21 protein-coding genes are annotated in these 23,361 nt (G+C 52.4%); 8 read left to right on the top strand and 13 right to left on the bottom strand.

All coding sequences use genetic code 11. From position 1 onward, the window contains the following. Both BZG77_RS05350 and cyoE read left to right on the top strand, forming a co-directional pair. Nucleotides 1-1,023: a COX15/CtaA family protein gene (locus BZG77_RS05350; RefSeq protein ID WP_077646479.1), complete on the top strand. Its 1,023-nt coding sequence runs from the start codon at nt 1-3 to the stop codon at nt 1,021-1,023. Further along, a complete protein-coding gene (cyoE, locus tag BZG77_RS05355) occupies nt 998-1,900 on the top strand; it encodes a heme o synthase (RefSeq protein WP_077646480.1) in 903 nt (300 codons plus the stop codon). Before BZG77_RS05350 ends, cyoE begins: the two co-directional genes overlap by 26 nt. An 18-nt stretch (nt 1,901-1,918) precedes the next feature. Here cyoE and BZG77_RS05360 read toward each other — a convergent pair whose 3' ends face one another. The 3 genes from BZG77_RS05360 to BZG77_RS05370 all read right to left on the bottom strand — a co-directional run bounded on the left by BZG77_RS05360 (nt 1,919) and on the right by BZG77_RS05370 (nt 3,655). After that, the gene (locus tag BZG77_RS05360; RefSeq protein ID WP_077646481.1) at nt 1,919-2,167 is read right to left on the bottom strand and encodes a DUF3862 domain-containing protein; all 249 of its coding nucleotides are present in this window, start codon (nt 2,165-2,167) and stop codon (nt 1,919-1,921) included. 75 nt (nt 2,168-2,242) lie between these two features. Then, the gene (gene nfuA, locus BZG77_RS05365) at nt 2,243-2,902 is read right to left on the bottom strand and encodes a Fe-S biogenesis protein NfuA (RefSeq protein ID WP_198532389.1); all 660 of its coding nucleotides are present in this window, start codon (nt 2,900-2,902) and stop codon (nt 2,243-2,245) included. A 36-nt stretch (nt 2,903-2,938) separates the two neighbouring features. After that, a complete protein-coding gene (locus BZG77_RS05370; RefSeq protein WP_077646482.1) occupies nt 2,939-3,655 on the bottom strand; it encodes a phosphoribosyltransferase family protein in 717 nt (238 codons plus the stop codon). A gap of 38 nt (nt 3,656-3,693) precedes the next feature. On the opposite strand from BZG77_RS05370, the gene bioH reads away from it, so the two are divergent. From bioH to BZG77_RS05385, 3 genes are all read left to right on the top strand, one after another. Further along, a complete protein-coding gene (bioH, locus tag BZG77_RS05375) occupies nt 3,694-4,473 on the top strand; it encodes a pimeloyl-ACP methyl ester esterase BioH (RefSeq protein WP_077646483.1) in 780 nt (259 codons plus the stop codon). Nucleotides 4,474-4,572: 99 nt separating this feature from the next. Next, entirely contained in the window at nt 4,573-5,022 is a 450-nt protein-coding gene (locus BZG77_RS05380) for a hypothetical protein (protein ID WP_241844104.1), read from the top strand. 67 nt (nt 5,023-5,089) lie between these two features. Next, entirely contained in the window at nt 5,090-5,563 is a 474-nt protein-coding gene (locus BZG77_RS05385) for an ATP-dependent Lon protease (RefSeq protein ID WP_077646484.1), read from the top strand. Between the two features lie 164 nt (nt 5,564-5,727). On the opposite strand, the gene BZG77_RS05390 is transcribed toward BZG77_RS05385, so the two are convergent. Continuing rightward, entirely contained in the window at nt 5,728-8,031 is a 2,304-nt protein-coding gene (locus tag BZG77_RS05390) for a Tex family protein (RefSeq protein ID WP_077646485.1), read from the bottom strand. Between the two features lie 45 nt (nt 8,032-8,076). Further along, nucleotides 8,077-8,568, bottom strand: coding sequence for a transcription elongation factor GreB (gene greB, locus BZG77_RS05395; RefSeq protein WP_077646486.1), 492 nt, complete (start codon nt 8,566-8,568; stop codon nt 8,077-8,079). Between the two features lie 221 nt (nt 8,569-8,789). Between greB and ompR the strand changes: the two genes are divergently transcribed. Both ompR and envZ read left to right on the top strand, forming a co-directional pair. Then, the gene (gene ompR / locus BZG77_RS05400) at nt 8,790-9,506 is read left to right on the top strand and encodes an osmolarity response regulator transcription factor OmpR (RefSeq protein ID WP_077461486.1); all 717 of its coding nucleotides are present in this window, start codon (nt 8,790-8,792) and stop codon (nt 9,504-9,506) included. Between the two features lie 2 nt (nt 9,507-9,508). Then, nucleotides 9,509-10,828, top strand: coding sequence for a two-component system sensor histidine kinase EnvZ (envZ, locus tag BZG77_RS05405; protein WP_077461487.1), 1,320 nt, complete (start codon nt 9,509-9,511; stop codon nt 10,826-10,828). Nucleotides 10,829-10,845: 17 nt separating this feature from the next. Here envZ and recG read toward each other — a convergent pair whose 3' ends face one another. The 5 genes from recG to gmk form a co-directional block, all read right to left on the bottom strand. Next, nucleotides 10,846-12,924 (bottom strand): ATP-dependent DNA helicase RecG, encoded by a 2,079-nt coding sequence (gene recG / locus BZG77_RS05410; RefSeq protein ID WP_077646487.1) that lies wholly within the window; start codon nt 12,922-12,924, stop codon nt 10,846-10,848. 37 nt (nt 12,925-12,961) lie between these two features. Next, nucleotides 12,962-13,663 (bottom strand): tRNA (guanosine(18)-2'-O)-methyltransferase TrmH, encoded by a 702-nt coding sequence (trmH, locus tag BZG77_RS05415; RefSeq protein ID WP_077646488.1) that lies wholly within the window; start codon nt 13,661-13,663, stop codon nt 12,962-12,964. 84 nt (nt 13,664-13,747) lie between these two features. After that, nucleotides 13,748-15,847, bottom strand: a complete 2,100-nt coding sequence (gene spoT / locus BZG77_RS05420; protein ID WP_077646489.1) for a bifunctional GTP diphosphokinase/guanosine-3',5'-bis pyrophosphate 3'-pyrophosphohydrolase — start codon at nt 15,845-15,847, stop codon at nt 13,748-13,750. Between the two features lie 27 nt (nt 15,848-15,874). Next, on the bottom strand, nt 15,875-16,147 hold the full coding sequence (rpoZ, locus tag BZG77_RS05425) for a DNA-directed RNA polymerase subunit omega (RefSeq protein ID WP_077461490.1): 273 nt from the start codon (nt 16,145-16,147) through the stop codon (nt 15,875-15,877). Between the two features lie 114 nt (nt 16,148-16,261). Continuing rightward, on the bottom strand, nt 16,262-16,885 hold the full coding sequence (gmk, locus tag BZG77_RS05430) for a guanylate kinase (protein ID WP_025744374.1): 624 nt from the start codon (nt 16,883-16,885) through the stop codon (nt 16,262-16,264). Between the two features lie 304 nt (nt 16,886-17,189). Here gmk and BZG77_RS05435 point away from each other — a divergent pair, with 304 nt between their 5' ends. Beyond that, complete coding sequence (locus BZG77_RS05435; RefSeq protein WP_077646490.1) at nt 17,190-18,269, top strand: glycerophosphodiester phosphodiesterase; 1,080 nt, start codon at nt 17,190-17,192, stop codon at nt 18,267-18,269. Nucleotides 18,270-18,479: 210 nt separating this feature from the next. Here the strand turns inward: BZG77_RS05435 and BZG77_RS05440 are convergent, their stop codons facing one another. The 3 genes from BZG77_RS05440 to BZG77_RS05450 form a co-directional block, all read right to left on the bottom strand. Continuing rightward, nucleotides 18,480-19,790, bottom strand: a complete 1,311-nt coding sequence (locus tag BZG77_RS05440) for an MATE family efflux transporter (protein WP_077646491.1) — start codon at nt 19,788-19,790, stop codon at nt 18,480-18,482. Between the two features lie 140 nt (nt 19,791-19,930). Next, the gene (locus BZG77_RS05445; protein WP_077646492.1) at nt 19,931-22,024 is read right to left on the bottom strand and encodes a prolyl oligopeptidase family serine peptidase; all 2,094 of its coding nucleotides are present in this window, start codon (nt 22,022-22,024) and stop codon (nt 19,931-19,933) included. Between the two features lie 115 nt (nt 22,025-22,139). Beyond that, a complete protein-coding gene (locus tag BZG77_RS05450) occupies nt 22,140-23,354 on the bottom strand; it encodes a tetratricopeptide repeat protein (protein ID WP_077646493.1) in 1,215 nt (404 codons plus the stop codon). Nucleotides 23,355-23,361: the final 7 nt, after the last annotated feature.

Raw genomic sequence — 23,361 nt, forward strand, 5'->3', positions numbered from 1 at the left:
ATGGCAACACGTCGCTACCAACTCGCCGTCTTATCGACACTGATACTGGCCGTGCTGGTGGTTGGGCTGGGCGCGTTCACCCGTTTAACTGAAGCCGGACTTGGCTGCCCTGATTGGCCCGGATGTTATGGCCACTTGGGCGTGCCCGACAGTGGAACTGCGCAATCGGTGGCGATGTTGCGGTTCCCCGACGCGCCCTTGGATGTGACGAAAGCGTGGAATGAAATGCTGCACCGCTATGTCGCAGGCACCTTAGCATTGGCTATTTTTGCGTTGACTTGGATAAGCTGGCGACGCTCCGATTATCGGGCGTTACGGCCGCTGACCACGCTGCTGAGTGTGGTGGTAGTCATGCAAGCGGCGCTCGGGATGTGGACGGTCACCTTAAGCTTAATGCCGGTGGTGGTGATGGCACATTTGCTCGGTGGCTTCACTACGGTGTGTTTGCTGGCTTGGCTTGCGGTGTTGGCAGGGGCAATCAAGCTGCCCGTTATGCAAATATCGCCGCCCGCACGCCGCGTGGGCAGTGTGGCAGTGGTCGCCGTGATCATACAGATAGGATTGGGCGGTTGGACCTCAGCAAATTATGCCGCCACGGTCTGTACGCAGTTACCTATCTGCGAAAGCCCTTGGTGGCAGCTTTTCACCCCCTCGGCGTTTAATCCTATCAGCCCTCACAGCGAGACCTACCAGTTTGGCGTACTGAATCATGCCGAGCGGGTGACCATTCATGCCACGCACCGTCTCGGCGCCATGGTGGTCACCGCATTAGTGCTCGCTTGGGCATGGATGCTGTGGCGTGCTGGGGCGCGTACGCTGGCAATGGCAGTGAGTGGTGTGCTGGCGATTCAAATTACGTTGGGCGTGACCAACGTGGTCGCGTTGCTGCCGCTAAGTGTGGCGGTGGCGCATAACCTCGGTGGATTGTCGCTACTGGCCATATTACTGCTCTCCCGGTTTTTATGTCTTTCACCGTCGGCCCGACAAGGATCTCACCATGGCACAGTATCAACGCACCGCTAATGTATCGACGCCTGCTGGCGCTAATTGGCGTGATTATTACGAGCTCACCAAACCGCGCGTGGTCGCCATGCTGCTTCTCACCGCGCTGGTGGGGATGTGTTTAGCCACGCCCGGCTGGCCACCCTGGTCGGCGGTGCTAGTGGGATTATTTGGCATTGGCGCACAAGCCAGTGCTGCGGCGGTGTTTAATCACGTGATCGATTGGAAAATTGATACCAAAATGCAGCGTACTCGCCATCGTCCCGTTGCTGAAGGCCGTGTCAGTCAAGGCGCCGCTTTGGTGTTTGCGGTGGCACTGATGGTGAGCGGCTTTATTGCCTGTTGGTGGCTGAATCCGCTCACCGCGTGGTTGACCTTTGCCAGCCTGGTGGGTTATGCGTTGGTATACACCCAGTGGCTTAAACCCGCGACACCGCAAAACATTGTCATTGGCGGTTTGGCCGGCGCAATGCCGCCACTACTTGGTTGGACGGCGGTGACAGGCGAGGTCCACGCGCATGCGCTGCTGCTGGTGATGATTATATTTACGTGGACGCCGCCCCACTTTTGGGCGCTGGCGATTCATCGGCGCCATGATTATGCCAAAGCCGATGTGCCGATGCTGCCCGTCACCCACGGGGTTCGCTTTACTCAGACCATGGTTTTGCTTTACACCTTATTGCTGGTGGTGGTGGGGATTTTCCCTTGGCTGACTGGGATGAGTGGTTGGCTCTATCTGGTGGGCGCGACTGCCCTTAACCTCGCTTTTGTCGGCTATGCTTGGCGACTGAAAACCCAGTCGCAAAAAGGCATCGCGTGGCAGACTTTTAAGTTTTCGATATGGCATATCTTCGTGACCTTTGTGGTGCTGCTTGTCGACCACGCGTTGCGCTATTAAGTGGCGCTATTGGAGGGACTACTTAAGCCCTTTTGCCGACAGTACCGTGGCTTTGTCGGCGACAAACGAGACCTTAATGTGTTTGCCATCACCGCCCCACACGCAATGGGTTAATCCCATGGTGTCATCACATTGGCTTGGCTTGCCAAGGTGAGCAACTACCACGTCATAACTCATGCCGACCGCTAACTGATCGTAGTTTTGCTTAGTCACTTTCGAGCAACCGGCTAGAAAGACGACCAAGACACAAGAAAAAAAGAACCGCATAACAATGCCGTACTCACTAATGTGATCAAAAAACAGGCCTCATGGCCTGTTTTGCTATTAACGTGGTGGTGTCTATTAGTAGTAAGAGTGATCGCCCCGGGCGTGTTCGGTTACATCGCGCACACCGTGTAGCTCACCACTAAATTCAGCCAATAGCTGCTTTTCAATCCCTTCTTTCAAGGTTACATCCACCATGGAGCAACCGTTACACCCGCCTCCAAATTGGAGGATAGCCACCGAATCATCAGTGATTTCAATCAGGTTCACATGGCCGCCATGGCTGGCAAGTTGTGGGTTTACCTGGCTTTGAATCACATAATCGACGCGCTCCATCAAAGGTGCATCATCGGCGACTTTACGCATTTTGGCGTTCGGTGCTTTCAGCGTGAGCTGCGAGCCCATTTTATCGGTGACAAAGTCGATCTCTGCTTCGTCGAGAAAAGGGAGACTCAGTTCGTCGATAAACGCAGAAAAACCGTTGAATTTTATCTCGGTATCACTGCTTTCTACCGCTTCCGGCGGACAGTATGAGACACCGCACTCTGCGTTTGGCGTGCCTGGATTGACAACAAACACGCGAATATGGGTGCCCTCGGGCTGCTGCTCAAGCAACTTCACAAAGTGGCTTTGTGCATTTTCTGAAATATTGACTTCTGACACGACAAATACCTGACTAATCCAGTGTGTTTTATACAGTGTACTCCGGTTTGCTTTGGCTATCACCCCTTGAACCATGTGGCTACTTTATGTTCAGGGGGAGCACGCTTACCGCTAGGGTAGATCGGTACGGGCCAAACAGTAAACATCGATCGTCTTTGCACCGGCTTTGCGCAGTAATCGACATAATTGCGATACCGTTTGTCCGGTGGTGACAACATCGTCGACGACGGCGACATGAGAAGCGGGGAGCGGGCCATGAAGAGCAAAAGCACCACGCAGATTATGTAACCTGTCTTGCCGACTGAGACCTTGTTGTGGCGCGGTATGTCGGGCGCGAGATAAGTACGTATCCACCACCCGAGTATCAAGGTTGTCGGCAAGTGCCCAAGCCAAGTGCAGGCTTTGATTAAACCCTCGTTGCCAACGACGTCGCCAATGCAGCGGCACCGGCAACAGCACCGGTGCGGGGGTGAGAATACGATCACTGAGCTGTTGGGCAAACGGCAATGCCAGCTCGAAGGCTCCTTGGTATTTGAACGCGTGAATTAATTGCGGGAGAGGATCATGATAGCCACTGATAGCAACCAAGCGGTCCCAAGCTGGCGGCTGGCTGAGGCAGGCGCCACATCGTGCTTGTGGTTGTGAAACAGGCAGTCCACAACACTGACAAAGCAAACACTGATGATGGGCATCCCAACACGCATCACAGCACAGAGAGTGATGGGCACCTAAGGCGAGGTGGCAAACGGGACACTGTAAGGGCAAGAGTTTGCCTCGCCAGTGGGTCAGTACACGTGTAAAGCACCGTGGCATAATTGTTGATATCATAAGCGTCCTGAGTAAAAAGCAATCAAGGCAGTGTAAACATGGCGGAATGTGATTGGCAGTCGCACGGGCAAGGACCCGATCTGGTTCTCATTCACGGTTGGGGCATGAACAGCGCAGTGTGGTCATTAATCTTGCCGTACCTAACACCACACTTTCGGGTGCACTGTGTTGATTTACCCGGTTTTGGCTATAGCGCGGCAAAACCGGGGCTTAATATCGAAGATCTGGCACAAGTGTTGCTTAAAGAATCACCAGTAGATGCAACTTGGATAGGCTGGTCGTTAGGTGGGTTAGTGGCAACACAAGCCGCGCTTTTATCGCCACAACGTGTAACTGGATTAGTTACCATCGCCAGCTCACCCAAGTTTGTTGCCGAACCTGGGTGGCGAGGAATTAAATCTGGGGTGCTCAGTGACTTTGCTCGTCAGCTTGAGCGTGACTTTTCGCTGACAGTTGAGCGCTTTATGGCGCTGCAAGCGATGGGATCACCAACCGCGAGAAAAGACGTAAAAGCGCTTAAGCAAGCGGTATTTTCGCGGCCAACACCGGACCCTCGTGCGCTTGCGGATGGCTTAGCCATGTTAGCGGACACGGATTTGCGTCAGGGCTGTGGCGCTATCAAGGTGCCTTGGTTGAGAATATATGGGCGGTTAGATGGTTTAGTGCCGGTGTCGGTGGCTGATGCGGTATCAACATTGGCTCCGGACTCACACAGTGAGGTCCTGACACACAGTGCTCACGCGCCGTTCGTGACCGAGCCTGAAGCGGTGGTAGACAAGCTAAAAGCCTTTTTAGGCAACAAGTTGCCGGCAACATAGCCAGTGCGGATCCTTTTTTTGGCAGAATTGACTCAATCCTGTCACGGTTCTGCCGATAAGTTAACTATGTCACTTGTTTTGGCATAAGGAGAGACCACAATGAACGTAGGTAACGTTGGGCAGTCTCCGGCGTATCATCAAGCGGTGAAGTCCAAAACGCCGGCACAGCCTCAGCAAAATGCGGACAAACAAGCTGAACAGGTGTCCAAAGTCAATACTTTTAAGGATCGCGTCGCAAAAGCGAATGAGGCCAAAGAAGGTGATAAACCGGCTTCGCCTCAAGCCGCAAAAAATAATGTTGACGCGAAAGGCGGTGTTGACGCGAAAGGCGGCGCTGACGTGAAAGACGGCGCCAACGCTGGTGCGGTCGCTAAAGCCCAAGAGGGAAAAGAGCCGGAAGAAACGTCCGCCGTCAAGTCGTTTGCCTACGGCGCATTGGGGATGGAGCATCCGGAGAAAGTCCAAGAAAGCGATGATTTATCGTACACTGCGGGTAAATTTGTGTCGGCCTTAGGTACAATAGGTACAATACTCGCGGTTATCGTCTAAACTGATAGAAAGACGACAAGGCCGCACTGACAATTAGGCCTTCAGCTGGTGTGGGAGGTAGCATCAGATGAACATATCGCCAGCCAGCGTCAGTATTCCAACTGTCGCGCCATCGGTGAACCCGCCAACGGAGCAAGTTGCGCGGGACAACCGCTTGCGCGAAAAAATCGTCCCTGCTAAGTCATCTCCCGAGCCCGACAATGGTAAAGCCCCTTCTGATCAAGATAAGCAGCTGGGACGTTCATCCTGGGATCCTGCCCAACACCCCAACTACTCGCTGGACTATCAGCGTGACTCATTAACGCATGCCGACTACGGTGGCGCCAATATCGCAGACCGTATCGATGCCATAGCACGTACGGATCCCAGTGAGCAAGCTCGCCAAGACAATGGCTACACGATGGGCTTAAAAATGCCCGAAGAAGTGTTAGAAAAAATCGAGCAGCTAAAACGGTTTGAGCAAACGCGTGCGGTAGTGGCGATGCGCTACCAGCAGGCAAGCGTGGCGAACATGCCCTCCGAAGTATTGATTGTGATTTAATACGATCCAGTCCTTAAGCCATGTCCTGATTAAGACAAAATATAAAAAGCCCCGCCAGTATTGGCGGGGCCATTAGTGTCTAAATATGCTATTTGTTAGGCACTATTAGGTTAGCTCTATATACCTTTGACTTTAAGAGCGTTTGACTCCAGAAGCCTTTGACTTTAAGAGCGCTTGGCGCGCGCAAAGGCATCGGCCATGCTCCCTCCTAGGGAAGATGATGATTGCTGTTTGGGCGCTTTGCTTTCGCGCTGCTTAGTCGGCCTCGCTTTCGCGTTCGCTTCCGATGCCTCGGGCGTATCATCAAGACGCATCGATAAGCCAATCCGTTTGCGCGCCACGTCCACTTCCATGACTTTAACTTTTACTACATCACCGGCTTTGACCACCTCACGTGGGTCGCTGACAAAACGCGTCGACAGCGCAGAGATATGGACTAAACCGTCTTGATGAACACCCACGTCGACGAAGGCGCCAAAGTGAGTGACATTGGTCACCACACCTTCGAGCTGCATCCCAGGCTTCAAATCACTGATTTGATTAATGCCATCGGCAAAGGTCGCCGTTTTGAACTCTGGACGTGGATCGCGACCGGGTTTCGCAAGCTCACTCAGCACATCGGCGACAGTGATCGCCCCAAAGGTGTCATTGGCATAATCATTGGCGTTTAAACTTTGCAGTACGCCCCCGTTGCCGATTAATGCATCGACCGCTTTACCCGTCTTTTGGGCGATGTGTTTGACCAGTGGGTAGGTTTCTGGGTGAACGCCGGAGCGGTCGAGCGGATTGGTACCGTCCATGACGCGTAAAAATCCCGCGCACTGTTCATAGGCTTTGGGGCCCAAACGAGGTACTTTCAGCAGTGTCTTGCGCTCATTAAAGCGGCCGTTTTGGTCGCGAAACGCAACAATGTTGTGCGCCATCGTTTGGCTTAAGCCCGCCACGCGCGTGAGCAACGGTGCAGAGGCAATATTCAAATCTACGCCCACGGCGTTGACACAATCTTCTACCACCGCATCAAGCTTTTTGGCCAGTTGGTGCTGAGAGACATCATGCTGGTATTGGCCCACCCCAATCGACTTAGGATCAATCTTTACCAGCTCCGCCAAAGGATCTTGCAGGCGACGAGCGATTGAGACGGCGCCACGGAGCGACACATCTAAGTCTGGAAACTCGTTAGCCGCTAGCTCAGAGGCTGAGTAAACCGAGGCACCGGCTTCGCTGACCATCACCGTTTGAATGCTTAAATCAGCCTGCTTGAGCAAGGTGGTCACAAAGCTTTCTGTCTCGCGAGAGGCAGTGCCATTGCCCACGGCAATCAAACTCACGTTATGGCTTTTAATAAATCGGTGCAGCACTTTGCTTGCGCCGTCTATATCATGTCGAGGTGCGGTAGGATAAATGGTGGCGGTATCGAGGAGTTTGCCGGTGCCATCCACCACCGCCACTTTACAGCCGGTACGTAGGCCTGGGTCTATCCCCATGGTGCAGCGAGGGCCAGCCGGTGCAGCCATCAATACATCTTTGAGGTTGGCGGCAAACACATCAATGGCGTCGTTCTCTGCGCGCTCTTTGAGGTTAGCCATAAACTCAGTTTCTAGGTGCATCAAGATTTTTACTCGCCAGGCAAAGGCTATCACTTGTTGGCGCCAGCGGTCAGCCGGGGCGCTGCCCAAAGAAAGCTGATAATGCTGAGCGATCATGGTCTCGCACACGCTTTGCTTGCTTGCTGGATCTTGATCCGGATCGGCAATCAATGCCAGCTGTAACACGCCTTCGTTACGGCCACGCAACATGGCCAGCGCGCGGTGAGAAGGCACTTTGGCAATCGACTCTTGGTGATCAAAGTAGTCTTTAAACTTGGCACCGGCGTCTTCCTGACCAGCAACCACGGTGGCGCGCAGCACCGCATATTGCTTCAGGTATTGGCGTAGCGTTTCAAGCAGGCTGGCATCTTCGGCAAGACGCTCCATCATGATCGCTCGGGCACCATCCAGCGCCGCTTTGGTATCGGCCACGCCTTTATCAGGGGCCACAAATGGTGCGGCGGTGGTCTCAGGTGTTTGGGACGGATCGTGCCATAGCGTATCAGCAAGAGGCTCCAGCCCTGCTTCGATGGCAATCTGCCCTTTAGTCCGGCGTTTCGGTTTATAGGGAAGGTATAAATCTTCCAGTCGGTTTTTGCTCTCTGCGGCGACAATATCGCGGCGCAGCCCCTCGGTCAGCTTACCTTGTTCGTCAATCGATTTGAGGATGGTGTCACGACGAGCGTCTAATTCGCGCAAATAGACCAAACGGGTCTCAAGAGTGCGTAACTGCGAATCGTCTAAACCTTGCGTGGCTTCTTTACGGTAGCGGGCGATAAAAGGGACAGTGTTTCCGTCGTCCAGCAGTGTCACCGCGGTGTTGACCTGGCTAGGCGCGACATTAAGCTCTTGGGCCAGGGTTTGGATAATCGATGTGTGCATGTGTTTCCTTTTCGTTCCCATCAAGGTCATCAAGATGAGTGATGCTCAGACTGAATCATTGCCTGGCTTGGGATAGGTGATAGTGTTGATAAACCAATGTTTTTCGCCTTCCGGCGTTGACACCACGACGTCATCGTCGACCGCTTTTTTCAATAACGCGCGCGCCATGGGGGCATCAATCGAAATGTAGTCTTTACGCTCGTAAATTTCATCGGGACCGACAATGCGAAATTGCTTGGTGTCGCCGGCCTCGTTTTCAATCTCGACCCAGGCGCCAAAAAACACTCGGCCCTCTTGCTCGGACRCATAATCGACAATGGTTAAGTCGTTCAGCCGCTTGCGCAGGTAGCGGACACGGCGGTCGATTTGCCGCAACAGCCGTTTATTATAGGTGTAGTCCGCGTTTTCTGAACGATCCCCTAAACTGGCGGCCCAGCTGACAATTTTGGTCACTTCTGGACGTCGCTCGTGCCACAGGTAATCGTGCTCGGTTTTGAGCGCATTAAACCCTTCACGGGTCACCAATTTGGTTTTCACGTTACCTCTCCTTTCACTGGCCAACTGGCGTCGTGCGATATAACCTTGTTCAGGAAAGTACAAGAAGCGAGTGAGCTTGTCGAGGCAACACTCGGTAACAATTTACCGTACAGTTATGTGCGGACAAACACGCGGCCTGGCGCACAACTGTGGCAAAATTCAATCAAATGACGGTAATAGCTGCTTGATGATTAGGCAGCGAACAGCATTGAGGGCGAAGCATGCAAGAGAACTATAAAATTCTAGTCGTGGATGATGATATGCGTCTGCGATCACTGCTAGAGCGCTACCTGACCGAGCAAGGGTTTCAGGTGCGAAGTGTCGCCAATGCCGAACAAATGGATCGGTTATTGGCGCGTGAAGCCTTTAATCTTATGGTGCTTGATTTAATGCTCCCTGGGGAAGATGGCCTGTCGATATGCCGCCGCTTGCGCCAAGCCAATAATCAATTACCCATTTTAATGTTGACGGCGAAAGGGGATGAAATTGACCGAATTGTCGGTTTGGAGGTCGGAGCCGACGATTACTTACCTAAGCCGTTTAACCCGCGAGAATTACTGGCTCGGGTGCGTGCGGTTTTACGCCGTCAAACAATAGAAGCGCCTGGCGCGCCGAGTGCTGACTCCACCACGGTCACCTTTGGTGAGTTTCGTCTTAATTTGGGCACGCGTGAGATGTTTCGTAATGACGAACCAATGACACTCACCTCGGGGGAATTTGCAGTGCTCAAAGCCTTAGTGACCAATGCGCGTGAGCCGCTTTCTCGGGACAAACTCATGAACATGGCGCGTGGCCGCGAGTACTCAGCGATGGAGCGCTCGATTGATGTACAAATCTCCCGTTTACGCCGTATGGTCGAGGAGGATCCAAGCAAACCGCGTTATATCCAAACGGTGTGGGGACTCGGCTACGTGTTTGTGCCTGATGGTGAGGTGTAGCGATGCGGATGTCACCGCGGACGAGCTTCGCGCGAACCTTATTGATTTTGGCTGGCTTATTAATTGCCAGCCAAGTTTTTTCTTACCTGACCATTGTTAATTATGCGTTGCTGCCGAGCTTGCAGCAGTTCAATAAGATTTTAGCCTTTGAAGTCCGCTTGATGCTGGAAGAAGACTGGTATCTGAAAGATGGTGAAGTCCTTCATCTGGGGGAGCCGGTGCGCCGACAATTGCTGGAACAAATTGGGGTAACCCTGCATGCGCCAAGCAGTGAGCGCGCAAGCGCGTTCCAAGATGCGATGGAGATTGACTACTTAAGCGAACATATTAGCGAAGAGCTCGGAACAAAGACCCAAGTGCGTCTGGTCAGTGGCGAAGAAAGCTATGTGTTATGGCTGAAGTTTGAGGCCATTGATGATTTTTTAATGCGGATCCCCTTATCGGAGCTGCATCAAGATGACTTTGCGCCGCTGTTTCAATATAGCTTGGTGATTGCGCTGTTGGTGATTGCCGGCGGCTGGTTGTTTATTAAGATGCAAAACCGACCCCTGGTTGCGTTGGAGCGGGCTGCGCTCGATGTCGCCGATGGTCGCTTTCCTGATCCCGTCCCACCCCGGGGGGCGTCAGAAATTCAGGCGGTAACCGTGGCCTTTAATAAAATGTCAGCAGGGATACGTAAACTCGAAGAAGACCGCGCCTTGTTAATGGCGGGCGTCAGCCATGATTTGCGCACGCCACTCACGCGCATTCGACTGGCGACTGAAATGATGTCATCCGACGATGCGTATTTGGCCGATAGCATCACCGAAGACACGGAAGAGTGTAATGAGATCATTAATCAATTCATGGATTATTTACGCGCGGTGCAACAGCAAGATCCGGATCCCGTTGATTTATCCACCATCTGTCGCGATGTAGCGAACCATCAGCAGTCAATGGGCGTTGATATTGTCTTGGACTTAGAATCGCTGCACGGTGATTTATATGCCAACTCGGTGGCGCTAAAACGGGCGGTTACCAACCTCGTGGTTAATGCGGTGCGTTATGGCAATGGCTGGGTAAGGCTGCGGTGTGGTAGCAATGCGGACCATACGTATCAATGGGTGGAGGTGGAAGATAATGGTCCGGGCATTGATGCGAGTCTCGAAAATACCTTGTTCCAGCCGTTTACCCGCGGCGATACGGCGCGGGGTAGCGAAGGAACAGGGCTAGGGCTTGCGATCGTGAAACGGATTGTTGAACAGCTTCATGGCGATATTCGTTTATCATCACGGACCGAAGGCGGGCTGCGGATCCAAATGACGTTCCCGGTCGGTAAATAGGCCGCGTTAAGCGGCCATTAGGCGTTGGAGTAGTGGGTTTTATGTCCCAACCAGCGGCGAATGATGGCCTGTGCATGTTTGGGGTAGTGCTGGTGCAAATGACTGGCCAGCTTTTGTACCTCGGGGATCAGCGCTTGGTCGCGGACTAAATCGGCAATTTTAAACTCAGCCAAACCGGTCTGGCGGGTGCCCAATAACTCGCCTGGCCCACGGATATCGAGATCGCGTTGAGCAATGACAAAGCCGTCATTGCTGTCTCGCAGTACGCCCAAGCGCTGAGTGGCTGTTGTCGACAAAGGGGCATGATAAAGCAGCACACAATGGCTGGCGACGGATCCACGACCGACACGGCCACGTAGCTGGTGGAGTTGTGCCAGCCCGAGTCGTTCAGGGTTTTCGATAATCATTAGGCTGGCGTTAGGGACATCGACGCCCACTTCAATGACAGTGGTTGCCACCAATAACTGCACCTCGCCTTGCTTAAAGGCATCCATCACTGCGTGTTTTTCCGCCGCTTTCATCCGGCCGTGAACCAGGCCAATGGTCAGGTTCGGTAACGCTTCTTTGAGTGCCATAGTCGTATCTTCAGCGGCTTGCGCCTCTAAAGCGTCAGACTCTTCAATTAATGTGCATACCCAATAGGCTTGCCGACCATCACTGCAGGCGGCGTTGACCCGGGCAATAATGTCATCACGGCGCGTGTCCGGCACCGCAACGGTTTGAATCGGCGTGCGTCCTGGTGGCAATTCATCAATCACCGAGGTTTCTAAGTCGGCATAGGCGGTCATCGCCAAGGTGCGTGGAATAGGCGTAGCGGTCATGATCAATTGATGTGGATGCGCGCCCTGTTGCTCGCCTTTTTCACGCAAGGCAAGCCGTTGGTGGACACCAAACCGGTGTTGCTCGTCGATGATCACCAGCGCCAAGCTTTTAAATTGGACACTGGCTTGAAATAACGCATGAGTACCGACCACCATTTGCGCCTCGCCGTCGGCGATGTGTGCCAAGGTTTGTGTCCGTGCCTTGCCTTTTAATTTACCGGCAAGCCAGCCGACTTGGATACCTAGCGGCTCTAGCCATTGGGCAAAATTGGTGGCGTGTTGCTCGGCCAATAGCTCGGTCGGTGCCATTAACGCAACCTGATGGCCTTGTTCGATAGCTTGTAAGGCGGCGAGTACGGCGACCAAGGTTTTACCGGCGCCGACATCACCTTGGACTAAGCGCATCATCGGGAATGGTTTGGCTAAATCGGCACTGATCTCGCTAACCACTCGTGATTGTGCCCCTGTGGGAGAGAAGGGCAAATTGTCTAACAGGCGTTGTCCGAGCGAGTGACTCGGGGCGAGGGCGACCCCTTTCACTTGCTGTGCGTGATGACGAACTGACAGCATCGATAGGTGCTGGGCAAGGAGCTCTTCAATGATTAAGCGTCGCTGGGCGGGATGTTGGCCCGTTAATAAATCATCCAGTACCGTCTCCGGCGGAGGGCGGTGCAATAGATGTAAGGCGTCACGCAAAGACAGCTGTCGATCGTACAAGCCTTCAGGGAGTAATTCTTCGACACCGCTTTTATCTAATAAAGCTAGCGCTTGGTCGGTGAGCTGACGTAGCGTTGCTTGGCGCAGCCCCTCGGTGGTCGGGTAGACCGGCGTCAGTGTTTCTTCCATCACCAACTCGGTGGGCTCGGAAAAGACTTGATACTCGGGGTGAATGATTTCTAGCCCGTGTTTGCCCCGTTTAAGTTCGCCATAGGCTTTCACCTGTTTGCCAACCGCCAAGCTATTTTTCATCGCGGCATTAAAATTGAAAAAGCGTAGCGTTAACGCGCCGCTGCCATCTTGCACCCGAACTGTGAGCATCCGGCGGCGGCCAAACACGGTGTCATTATGGGTGATCTCACCTTCGATGGTGGCATGCTGGCCAGGCAATAGACTGGCAACTGGCCACACTCGGGTGCGATCTTCATAGCGATACGGCAGATGAAACAACACGTCCTGCACCGTATGCAGGCCGATTTTAGCCAGCTTTTCAGCCATTTTACTGCCGACCCCCTTAAAGGTATCGACGGTTACTGCGCTAAGCATGGAAGATTGCATCCGTTTCTTTATCCGTCAGGTTGAGCTTGCTAAGCGATTAACGCGCGTGTTTTGCCGCCTGCATGCTCGCCCACCATGTTTCGTCAGCAATAATTTGTCCATTGCCATCGAGTGGCGGATAAGGCAGCCCCTTTTGCTTGGCCACGCGGGCGAGCACCGGATGACCGCGCTCAAACAGGATGTGATGCACTTCATCGTCGGGCAAGCGTGTCTTCGCCAACTGGTACATGCCTGCCGCTTGGCGTTGGCGTTGCGCTTCGTACAAAATCAAGGCGCTAGCCACTGACACGTTCAACGACTGTACCATACCCACCATTGGAATGAGGATGTCTTGATCGGCTTTATCGAGCGCTTCGCGACTGATGCCATGTTTTTCTTGGCCGAGGATAATAGCGGTTGGTCGGGTGTAATCAACCTCACGAAAGTCGATGGCCGTTTCCGATAGGTTAGTGACCAATACTTGCATGCCTTGCGCTTGCATGGCCTCAAAAGCATCCGCGGTCGTGTTATGGGTGACCACGTCAATCCAATTGCGTGAACCGGCAGATGTACCGCCTAAGGTCCGCATTTTGGTGCCTTCTGGCCATACCGCATGCATACGATGAATGCCCACCGCATCGGCAGTACGAATGATGGCAGAAATGTTATTGGGCTTGTGGACTTGCTCCATACACACAGTGAGATCAGGCTGGCGCTTTGCCAGCACCTGATGAATGCGTTCAAAGCGTTCAGGTGTCATGATTCAATTCCGTAAATGACAGACGAAAGACAAACGCGCCCACCAAAAGGGTGGGCGACAGACAATAATAATGTATCGCAACGATCAGTTCTTTTGGCGGCTGACCTTCACCACATTGGGCATCACCCGCAGGCGGCGCATAATGTTGGCGAGGTGCACCCGATCTTTGGTCGTTAATCGAACAAAGATAGTGTACAAGCGACCATCACGCTCTTCAGTGGAGAGCCCTTGGATATTGGAGCCCGTTGAGGCAATGGTGTTGGTTAAATCGGCCAATGCGCCTTGATGGTTTTGCATATCGACTCTGACGCGGGTACTGAACTCTTGCTCAAAATCATCCGCCCATTCCACCGGCATATACTTATCCGGCTCTTGGCTGTGACCGCGAATATTGGCACAGGTTTCACGGTGAATCACCAACCCCTTGCCGGGACTAACATGGGCAATGATAGGATCGCCTGGAATGGGGCGACAACAGTTGGCATAGGTCACTAGAATGCCATCGGCACCGCGAATCGGCATTTTACCTTCGGTAGGCGCGGCCGGGTCTTGATTCAGTAAGCGACGTGCTATCACCACGCTCATGAGTTCACCTAAACCAATCGAGGCGAGTAAGTCGTCGCTGGTTTTGAGCTTGAGATCGCTTAACACGGTATCGACTCGCGCGGCGTCGATGTCCGGCAAGTTTTGTTCCCCAAGCGCATGATTGAGCAAGCGGCGGCCTAAGGTCACTGACTCTTCCCGGCGCATGGTTTTCAGTACCTGACGAATCTTGGTACGCGCCCGTGCTGTGACCACATAGTTAAGCCAAGCGGCATTGGGGCGCGCGCCTGGCGCAGTGATGATCTCGACGGTCTGGCCGTTTTTTAACGGCTGACTGAGCGGATAGGGCTGACGATTAACTCGCGCACCGACACAAGTATTGCCGACATCCGTATGCACGGCATAGGCAAAATCGACCGCGGTCGCATCGACCGGCAGCTCGACAATTCGCCCTTTCGGCGTAAAGACGTAAAGCTCATCGGGGAAAAGGTCTGACTTAACGCTTTCGATGAACTCAAAGGAGCTCCCGGCACTTTGTTGCAGCTCGATAATGTTTTGCATCCATCGTTGCGCCCGTTTTTGCGCGGTGGTCCCTGATGGACGATCGGAGCCGTTTTTATAAGCCCAGTGCGCCGCGACCCCTTTATCCGCCATTTGATCCATATCTTCGGTACGAATCTGCACTTCAACCGGGACACCGTGGGGGCCGATCATCGACGTATGCAGTGATTGATAGCCGTTCGCTTTGGGAACGGCGATATAATCTTTGACGCGGCTAGGGCGAGGCTTATACAGGCTGTGCATTTGCCCCAGCACCCGATAACAGGTATCGAGATCGCGCACGATCACCCGAAACGCATACAAATCCATGATGGTATGGAAACGCTGCTCTTTGTTTCTCATCTTGTTGTAGATGGAATAGAGATTTTTTTCTCGGCCCAGTACACGGGCCTCAATGCCAGCATCTTCAAGTCGCCCTTCGATTTCCGCATGGATTTTTTGAATCATCTCTTTGCGGTTTCCCCGAGCTTGCGCAATCACTTTTTTGAGCACGCGATAGCGATTGGGGTAGAGGGCTTCAAAGCCCAGCTCTTCGAGCTCGACTTTTATATTATGGATACCTAAACGATGAGCGAGTGGGGCAAAAATCTCTAGGGTTTCGCGGGCAATACGACGCTTTTTATCCGGACGTAGGGCGCCCAGTGTGCGCATGTTATGGGTACGATCGCCGAGTTTGATCAAAATAACGCGAATGTCATGCGCCATGGCCATGACCATTTTGCGAAAGTTCTCGGCTTGGGCTTCTTTGCGATCACGGAATTTGAGCTTGTCGAGCTTAGACACGCCGTCAACCAGTTCAGCCACCACATCACCAAAGCGCTGCTGCAGATCGTCTTTGGTCACCTCGGTGTCTTCAATGACATCGTGCAATAACGCCGCCATGAGGGTTTCACAATCCAAACGCATTTCTGCCAGGATCCGTGCTACCGCAATGGGGTGAATGATGTAAGGTTCGCCCGTTGAACGAGTCTGCCCGTCATGGGCATCCCGTGCTACTAGGTAAGCTTGCCGGAGCGCTTCAAGCTGTGACTCCGGCAAATATTGACTAGCAACTTCTTTCAGGCTATCAAATAGATACAAACGGCCTGTCCCTGATAAATGACGCGTTTAACGTTGACCAGAAATGGTGCTAACCGCTGCCATTTCGGCGGCTTCTTGCTCTTGCTTCTCTTGACGCTCGCGGGCGTCGAGTACTTCTTTGTTAATCAGTCCTTCTTCTACTTCGCGTAGAGAGAGCACAGTGTACTTGTCGTTTTCTTCTGCGACTAAGGCGTCTTTACCACCGGTTTGCATTTGGCGGGCGCGGCGAGCCGCAACCAGAACGAGATCGAAACGGTTACCAATTTTTTCAACGGCGTCTTGAACAGTTACGCGTGCCATGAAGGACTCCAGCTATGTAATAAACAGGTCATTAAAAATGACCGAAAAGTATACAAAAGGCCGCGACCTATTGCTAGCTTTGTGCTGCAATGCGGCCACGTCTCAATATTTGGGTTAGTCGGCCAGCAGGTCGTCGATCATTGTATGATATTTGCTGGCTTGCTTGGTTTGCCCCATCCGCTCTGCACGGACGATGGCCTTAATATCCATTAATGCGACGTCAAAGTCATCATTAATAATCAGGTAATCATAATCAGCATAGTGAGAGATTTCCGAACGTGCCTCTTGCATGCGTGTGGCAATGACCTCATCACTGTCTTGGCCACGCGTTGTCAAGCGTCGTTCTAGCTCTTCACGGCTTGGCGGCAAAATAAAAATACTCTTACTTGCGGGCATTTGCTGACGAATTTGCTCAGCACCTTGCCAATCGATATCAAGAAAAATATCGACGCCATTGTTAAGCATTTTTTCAATCCAGACCCTGGACGTGCCGTAATAATTGCCGAATACCTCTGCATGCTCTAAAAAAGCACCTTGGTCGATTAAGGCCTTAAATGCTTCTACCTCAACAAAGTGATAATGCACGCCATCTTCTTCTCCCGGGCGCATGGCGCGGGTGGTGTGCGATACTGACACTTTCATGTCATAGCGAGGGTTATCATTCAGTAGCGCTGAAATCAGGCTAGATTTGCCCGCGCCACTCGGGGCGGAAACAATGTAAAGCGTACCTTGGCTCATGGATTGATCACTTTCACTGGCTGATGCCCATCCGCAGTACAGCGTATGCGTATGGGAGTCGATCGACGAATAGATGTTTGTCTCCCGTGGGAGGCGCGCAGGGTAGCACGAACCTGTCGCAATTTGAACGGGATTAGTTGCAATCTCGGAGGGGAGTAGCGTGACTTGGTATTATCAGCAATGCTTTTTCTCTTTAAATTAAGGTTTTGCTATGCTGTCTTGGTAATTGAACACATGTTTAATTATCGCCTATTTTTTCAACGACAGTAAGGAGTACCCGTTGAATACCTCATCGAAAAAAAATATGAGCGTGACCGTTGCCGCGCTCAGTGTCGCCAGTGCCTTTTCTTTTTCCTCTTTTGCCCAAGCCAGTGACACTGCGTTGAGCGAACAACTTGGCATGGTCGATCACGCGGTCATTGCCCACCGTGGTGATTCCTACAACGCGCCAGAATCCACGTTGCCAGCCTATCAGCTTGCGTGTGAAGTGGGCGCGGATTACCTCGAGCTGGACCTGCAGCGCACAAAAGACGGCAAACTGATCGCCGTGCATGACGATAACCTCAAGCGCAACACCAATATTGAGACCGTCTATCCTGAGCGTGCTGACGATCCGGTTAACACCTTTACGTGGGCAGAGCTGGAAAAACTGGATGCCGGTAGCTGGTATAACCAAGCCTATCCCGAACGCGCACGCGAAAGCTTTCGTGGCTTGAAGTTGGTGACACTTGACCAGGTTCGAGAAATCGCCGAAGGCTGCGCCCATCAGCCAGGGCTTTACATCGAGACCAAGGTGCCTGAATTCTTCCCTGGCATTGAAGAGGATTTGAAACAAGATTTAACCCAACACGGTTGGCTAGATAAGGACGCCAAGGGCAAAGTGATCCTGCAAACCTTCAATAAATCGAGCCTTGAAGCACTGCAAGATGTGATGCCGAATGTGCCAAAAATCTTGCTGCTATGGGCAGGTGATGGCTATATTCCGACCAAAGATAGCGCACCGAAAGCGGATGACGAATCTTACGCCCAGTACTACGCGCGTCAGGAAGTAGCCTCGAAAGCGGACTACGCAGAGTGGCTCGATTACGCCAAACAAAACGGTGCCATCGGTGTAGGGCCTTCAGGTACCCAAGCCAACTTCGATGATGCCTGGTCAAGCCAATTTAGCTATATGGATCTGGCGAAGACCTGGATGGTGGACATGAGCCATGAAAAAGGCTTGCTGATGCACATGTACACTCTGGATGATCGCGAGGATATGATTCGCTACCGTGATCGCGGTGTGGATGGCTTCTTTACCAATCGTCCGAATATGGCGGTGAAAACGTTAACGGATAGCGACGGTAAAGACATTGAAGCAACCTTAATGCAACTGGGTTATTAACCCGGCGCGTTAACTGTATTTACCCTTTGAGCCCGCCTGTTATTAGCGGGCTTTTTCGTTGGGGGCAAACGCTAGATAGGGTTCGGTTCGGCTTATTTCGCTAAACAGACCCTCCGCGCCATGGATGGCGCGGCGGAGCCTCCAGGGATGGATTGACGGCGTGTCTGTGTGCGAACTGAGCCGGTGCCCCAAGGTTAACGTTTTGGCTATCTACTCGCTCGCCATGAGTTTAGCCAGCGTACGTCGGTACATGCCATAAGCCACCGCGCCCGCAAGTAGGTTACCGATTAAGGCACCGGCAAATAGGCCAAACAGCTCGCCAATTTGTGCCCCTAACCAAAGGCAGGGCAGGAAAAACGCAAATAGGCGGAGCGCAGAAATGGTTAGGGCGGTGTATGAGCGGCCTAATGCATTGGTAATTGACACCATCAACATACACACCCCCAGCGCGCCCAGGCTAAAGGGTACTAGCGTAAGATGAGTGTGCAAGATATCGGTAACTTGTTGATCGCTGGTCATCAAGTCGGCGAGGGGAGCGGCGGCAAGCCAAGTGACCACGGCGATCAGCAATTGAAAGCCGAGAATAAACTGACACGCTAACTTGACCAAATGGCGCACTTCGGTTAAATCGCCTTTACCCAGCAAACGACCCACCATAGGTGGCATCGACATGGTTAATGCCAGTACCGAGACAATCGCGAAAAACTCAAACCGCGAGCCTAATGCCCAAGCGGCGACCGCGGTTGAGCCAAAACTCGCAAGTAACTTGGTCGCCAGCATCGATGAGACGGGTGGTAGCAGCTGGCTGATCATCGCTGGCCCCATAATGTGACCAATCGATCCTATACTTTGCTTAACGTTGACGTCATGCCAGTCAAAAGAAACCCAACCTTTGCCGAGTACGCGAGGGGCGACAATGGCAATGCCTACGCCAAAAGCAATCAGAGTGGCCACCGCCGCGCCATTGATGCCCCAATCGAGCCAAAAAATAAAGATAGGATCGAGGATAAGGTTTAATAAGCTGGTAACCACCATCATGGAGCCGGGCAACACTGTGTTGCCATTAGCGCGAGCCAAGCTATAGAAGAAGTAAAGCACCGCCCCTGTCCAGGCACTGACGAGCCAAATTTGCCAATAAGTATCAATCACCGGGAACACCTTGTCCGGCGCATCGAGTAACAGCAAGATCGGATGGCGCAAGGCATAGAGCAAGCCGGCAAACAATGCCACGCCTGTGGTGCCAATAAATAAAATCAGACCGCCTAATTGCTTGGCATAGCGACACTGATCGGCGCCGAGCGCGCGCGAGATCACCGCTGTGGTCGCAATGCCGAGGCCAACTTGCAACCCGATAATGATCATCTGAATCGGCAAGGTGAAACCTTGTGCGGCGAGCGGGAGTACGCCCAATTGACCAATGAAGGCACTATCGACCAACTGAAAGCTCATCAGCGACAGCACACCAAACAGCATCGGTAGGGTGGTAGAGAAGAGGCGCTTGGCGCGAGAAACGGATTCCATCAGGCACTCTTTACATTAATAGGGTGAAAAAAGCCGAGCATTGGCATGCTCGGCATAGTCGCACCAATTGTAGAGGAATGCTAAAAATTACCAACCCCTAATAAATGGGGGACTTATGGTTGATGGACGCCATGTGCGAGTTACTCCATGCCAAGCTGGTCGGCGAGATATGTATAGGTCCGCGCGAGCATCTTGGCACGGGTGGTATTGTTTGATGCGCCTGCATGCCCGCCTTCCATGTTTTCAAAATAGAGCACGTCATGCCCCATCTCCTGCATTTTCGCGACCATTTTGCGCGCATGGCCAGGATGAACGCGATCATCGCGGGTTGATGTGGTAAAAAATATGCGCGGATAAGCCGTTTCAGCTTTAATATTATGATAAGGCGAATAAGTACGAATATATGCCCAATCGGCATCGTTATCGGGGTTTCCATATTCTGCCATCCAACTAGCACCGGCCAACAACTGGTTAAAGCGGCGCATGTCCAATAGGGGGACTTGGCACACGACCGCGTTGTAAAGATCGGGCCGTCGCATCGCGGTTGCGCCGACCAAAAGCCCGCCGTTGCTGCCGCCTTGAATGCCAAGGTGGGCTGGTGAGGTGATTTTTGACGCGATCAATGCTTCTGCCACCGCTTCAAAATCTTCATAGGCTTTATGGCGTTGATCTTTAAGTGCCGCTTGATGCCAAGCAGGCCCATACTCGCCGCCCCCGCGGATATTGGCGAGGACATAGACGCCCCCTTTCTCGAGCCAGTTTTTTCCCGTTACCGCGCTGTAGTGCGGTGTCAAGCTGACCTCGAATCCACCGTAACCATATAACAATGTCGGGTGGGACTGATCCAGGTCGAGTGACTTTTTCGCCACGATAAAATAAGGAATGGCGGTGCCATCTTTTGATGTTGCAAACTGCTGTGTCACCTGAAGATCGTCTGCATTAAACTTGGCTTTAGTCGATTTAATCACGCGGGGATCTTGGCGTTCTGGGGTCACTTGATAAATCGAAGGTGGGATCAGAAAGCTGGCTACGTCGACAAAAAAATCATGGTGCTCAGGTGTCGCATTAAAGACCGAGAGCGTTGCATTATCTTCTATTGCCACCGTCTGAGTGTGCCACTGGCCAGTATCCTGTGGACGGAATAGCTGTATTTGCGACGTAACATCATTGAGCCAGCTGACCACAAGGTACTCGGCCGTGACGTCTAGCGCTTCAATACTGGCAGACGCCGTTGGTTTTACAAGTAATTGATAATCCGGGGTCGGCTTGGCAAGCTCTGTCATTGAGGCATAGACAACACTGCCTTGCGGGAAGGTGCGTTCACCTTGGCGATAGTCAGATTTAAGCTGGAAAAATAATTGCCCCTCAAAATAACCCATGACTTCGCTATCTGCAGGTAATGCCAACGGCACCAGATCGTCTGCGTTTAGCCAAAAGAGCTTTTGTGAATAAAAGGTCATACCCTCTGCAATCAAGGTGACTCGGCTGTGGCTATCACGTAATGTCATGGTGCTGACGGATACCGAGTCGGTAGCGCCTTGGTACAAGGTTGTCGCTTCCGATAACGGCGTGCCCCGTTGCCATTGTTTGATGGTGCGTGGGTAGCCCGAGTCCGTTAAGCTATCGGGCCCAAAATCAGTGGCTACGAGCAAGTGATCGTGATCCAGCCAGGTGGTCCCGCTTTTGGCCTCGGGCAGTGTAAAGCCATCATGGACAAATGCCTTGTCGACCATATCGAATTCACGTTTCACCGTCGCATCGGCGCCGCCGAGAGAGAGGGCGACCATACAGCGCTGATAGTCAGGCGCGTAGCAATCGACCCCTTTTAACACCCAATCTTTTTGCTCGTGCTGTGCCAGAGCATCGATATCAATGACGGTTTCCCACTCAGGCGCCTTTTGTGCATAACTTTGCGCCGATGTGCGTCGATAAATGCCCTTAACATGGGTATCGTCTTGCCAGAAATTATAGTAGAAGGTGCCCCGCCGTGTCGGGTAGGCAAGCCGATCTTGTGCGTTAAGCACGGCCAAACTGTCGTCATAAAAAGCATCATATTGCGATTTTTTTTCCAGATAAGCGTCCGTTTGGCCATTGTGTTTTTTGACCCATTCGAGCGCGTCTTTGCTCTCGACGTCCTCAAGCCATAGGTAAGGATCCGCTTGCTCAGCCCCGTGTGCGCTCGCAACCGTCATGGCCAGTGCTGCCGCTGACAGGCACTTGGTTTTATTTGTCATCGTGATTCTCCCGACGTCATTGTCAGTGGGTGTGTCAATACACAGAAAAAAACCGAGCACAAAATGCTCGGCGTCGAAAAAGGTTCAACGTAAGCCGAAACGGCAGTGGTGGGATTTAACTATTACTCAAAAAAGCGATCCATGGCGACGCCATCGGTTTGAGTGACTCTGACTGCGCCGCCTGTTTCATCGCTTTCAGTGCCGCTTGGTGATTCTCAAGCTCAAAATACGCCATGCCTTTTAAGTACTCGAGCTCTGCGCGTACATCGCCAGCGATATTTTGATTGTCGTCCGCAAAGGGAATAACGGCTTGATACTGTTGGTCTTGTACCATCAGTCGCGCAATCTTTAGTTTGGTTTTCGGGTCATTATCTATGCGATAAGCCGCACGATACGCGTCGATCGCTTCCGGTAACTCTTTGGCTTGATGCCAATACTGCGCGAGTTTCTTTAAGTGACCATGGGTACGCTCGACAATGCCAGCGTCTAACGCTTGTGCAAGGGTTGTCGCTGCGCGATAAGGAATCGACTGGTAGGCTAAAAAGTCTGTCAGTCTCAACACTTCCTTTTCTTTATCGAGTAACCCCAAGCTATAGGCTGACTCCAAAGCGGCCAGAGCTGCCGCTTCATCGTTCCTTTCCATTTCAATACCGGACAGTTGTTTCCAATATTGCTTTTTCGTCGGGTTGATTGTGGTCAGCGTCGTTAACACTTGTGCCGTGTTTGCCAAATCGTTGGTTTGATAATAGGCCGACATCAGCATCATATACCAAGATTCACTCGGCGTATCACTAAGCGCAATGGCCTGCTTTATCTCGGGAATCGCTTGCTTAAACTGCTCTTGCTGTATGTACGCGCTTGCCAGGGTCATATAACTCATGGCGTCGGGTTTTTCCTCACCCTCAGCGAGTTGTATCTCGAACCACTGACGCATGAGTGAGATTGTTTTGCCAAAGTCCTCTTGCACCATATACAGCTGCGCCAAGCTATACCGCACTTGCTGCGCGACCGCGACGGGCAGGGCGCCAACCTCTAACGTTTTGGCGAAATAGGTGACCGCTTTGGCATAGTTATCTTCCATTGAGTAGATATAGCCGAGTTGTTGTAAAAGTACGGCCTGATCATAATTTTTGTTACCGCGACGCTCGAGTGCCGATGCCAGCTCTTGCTTCGCCTCTTGATACGTCTCGTTAGCAATGTATTTTTGTACTTTGTTCACGGTACGGTACGTGCGATCGGACAGCTCAGGCGTATCCGCACCATAGCTAGCACTTGATAAACTGGCGGCAAATAAGGCCAGTGCCAACATCCGTGTCAGTTTTTTTTCCATGATGGCC

Source organism: Salinivibrio sp. IB643, assembly GCF_001996105.1.
In the GTDB taxonomy this organism is placed as follows: Bacteria; Pseudomonadota; Gammaproteobacteria; order Enterobacterales; family Vibrionaceae; genus Salinivibrio; species Salinivibrio costicola.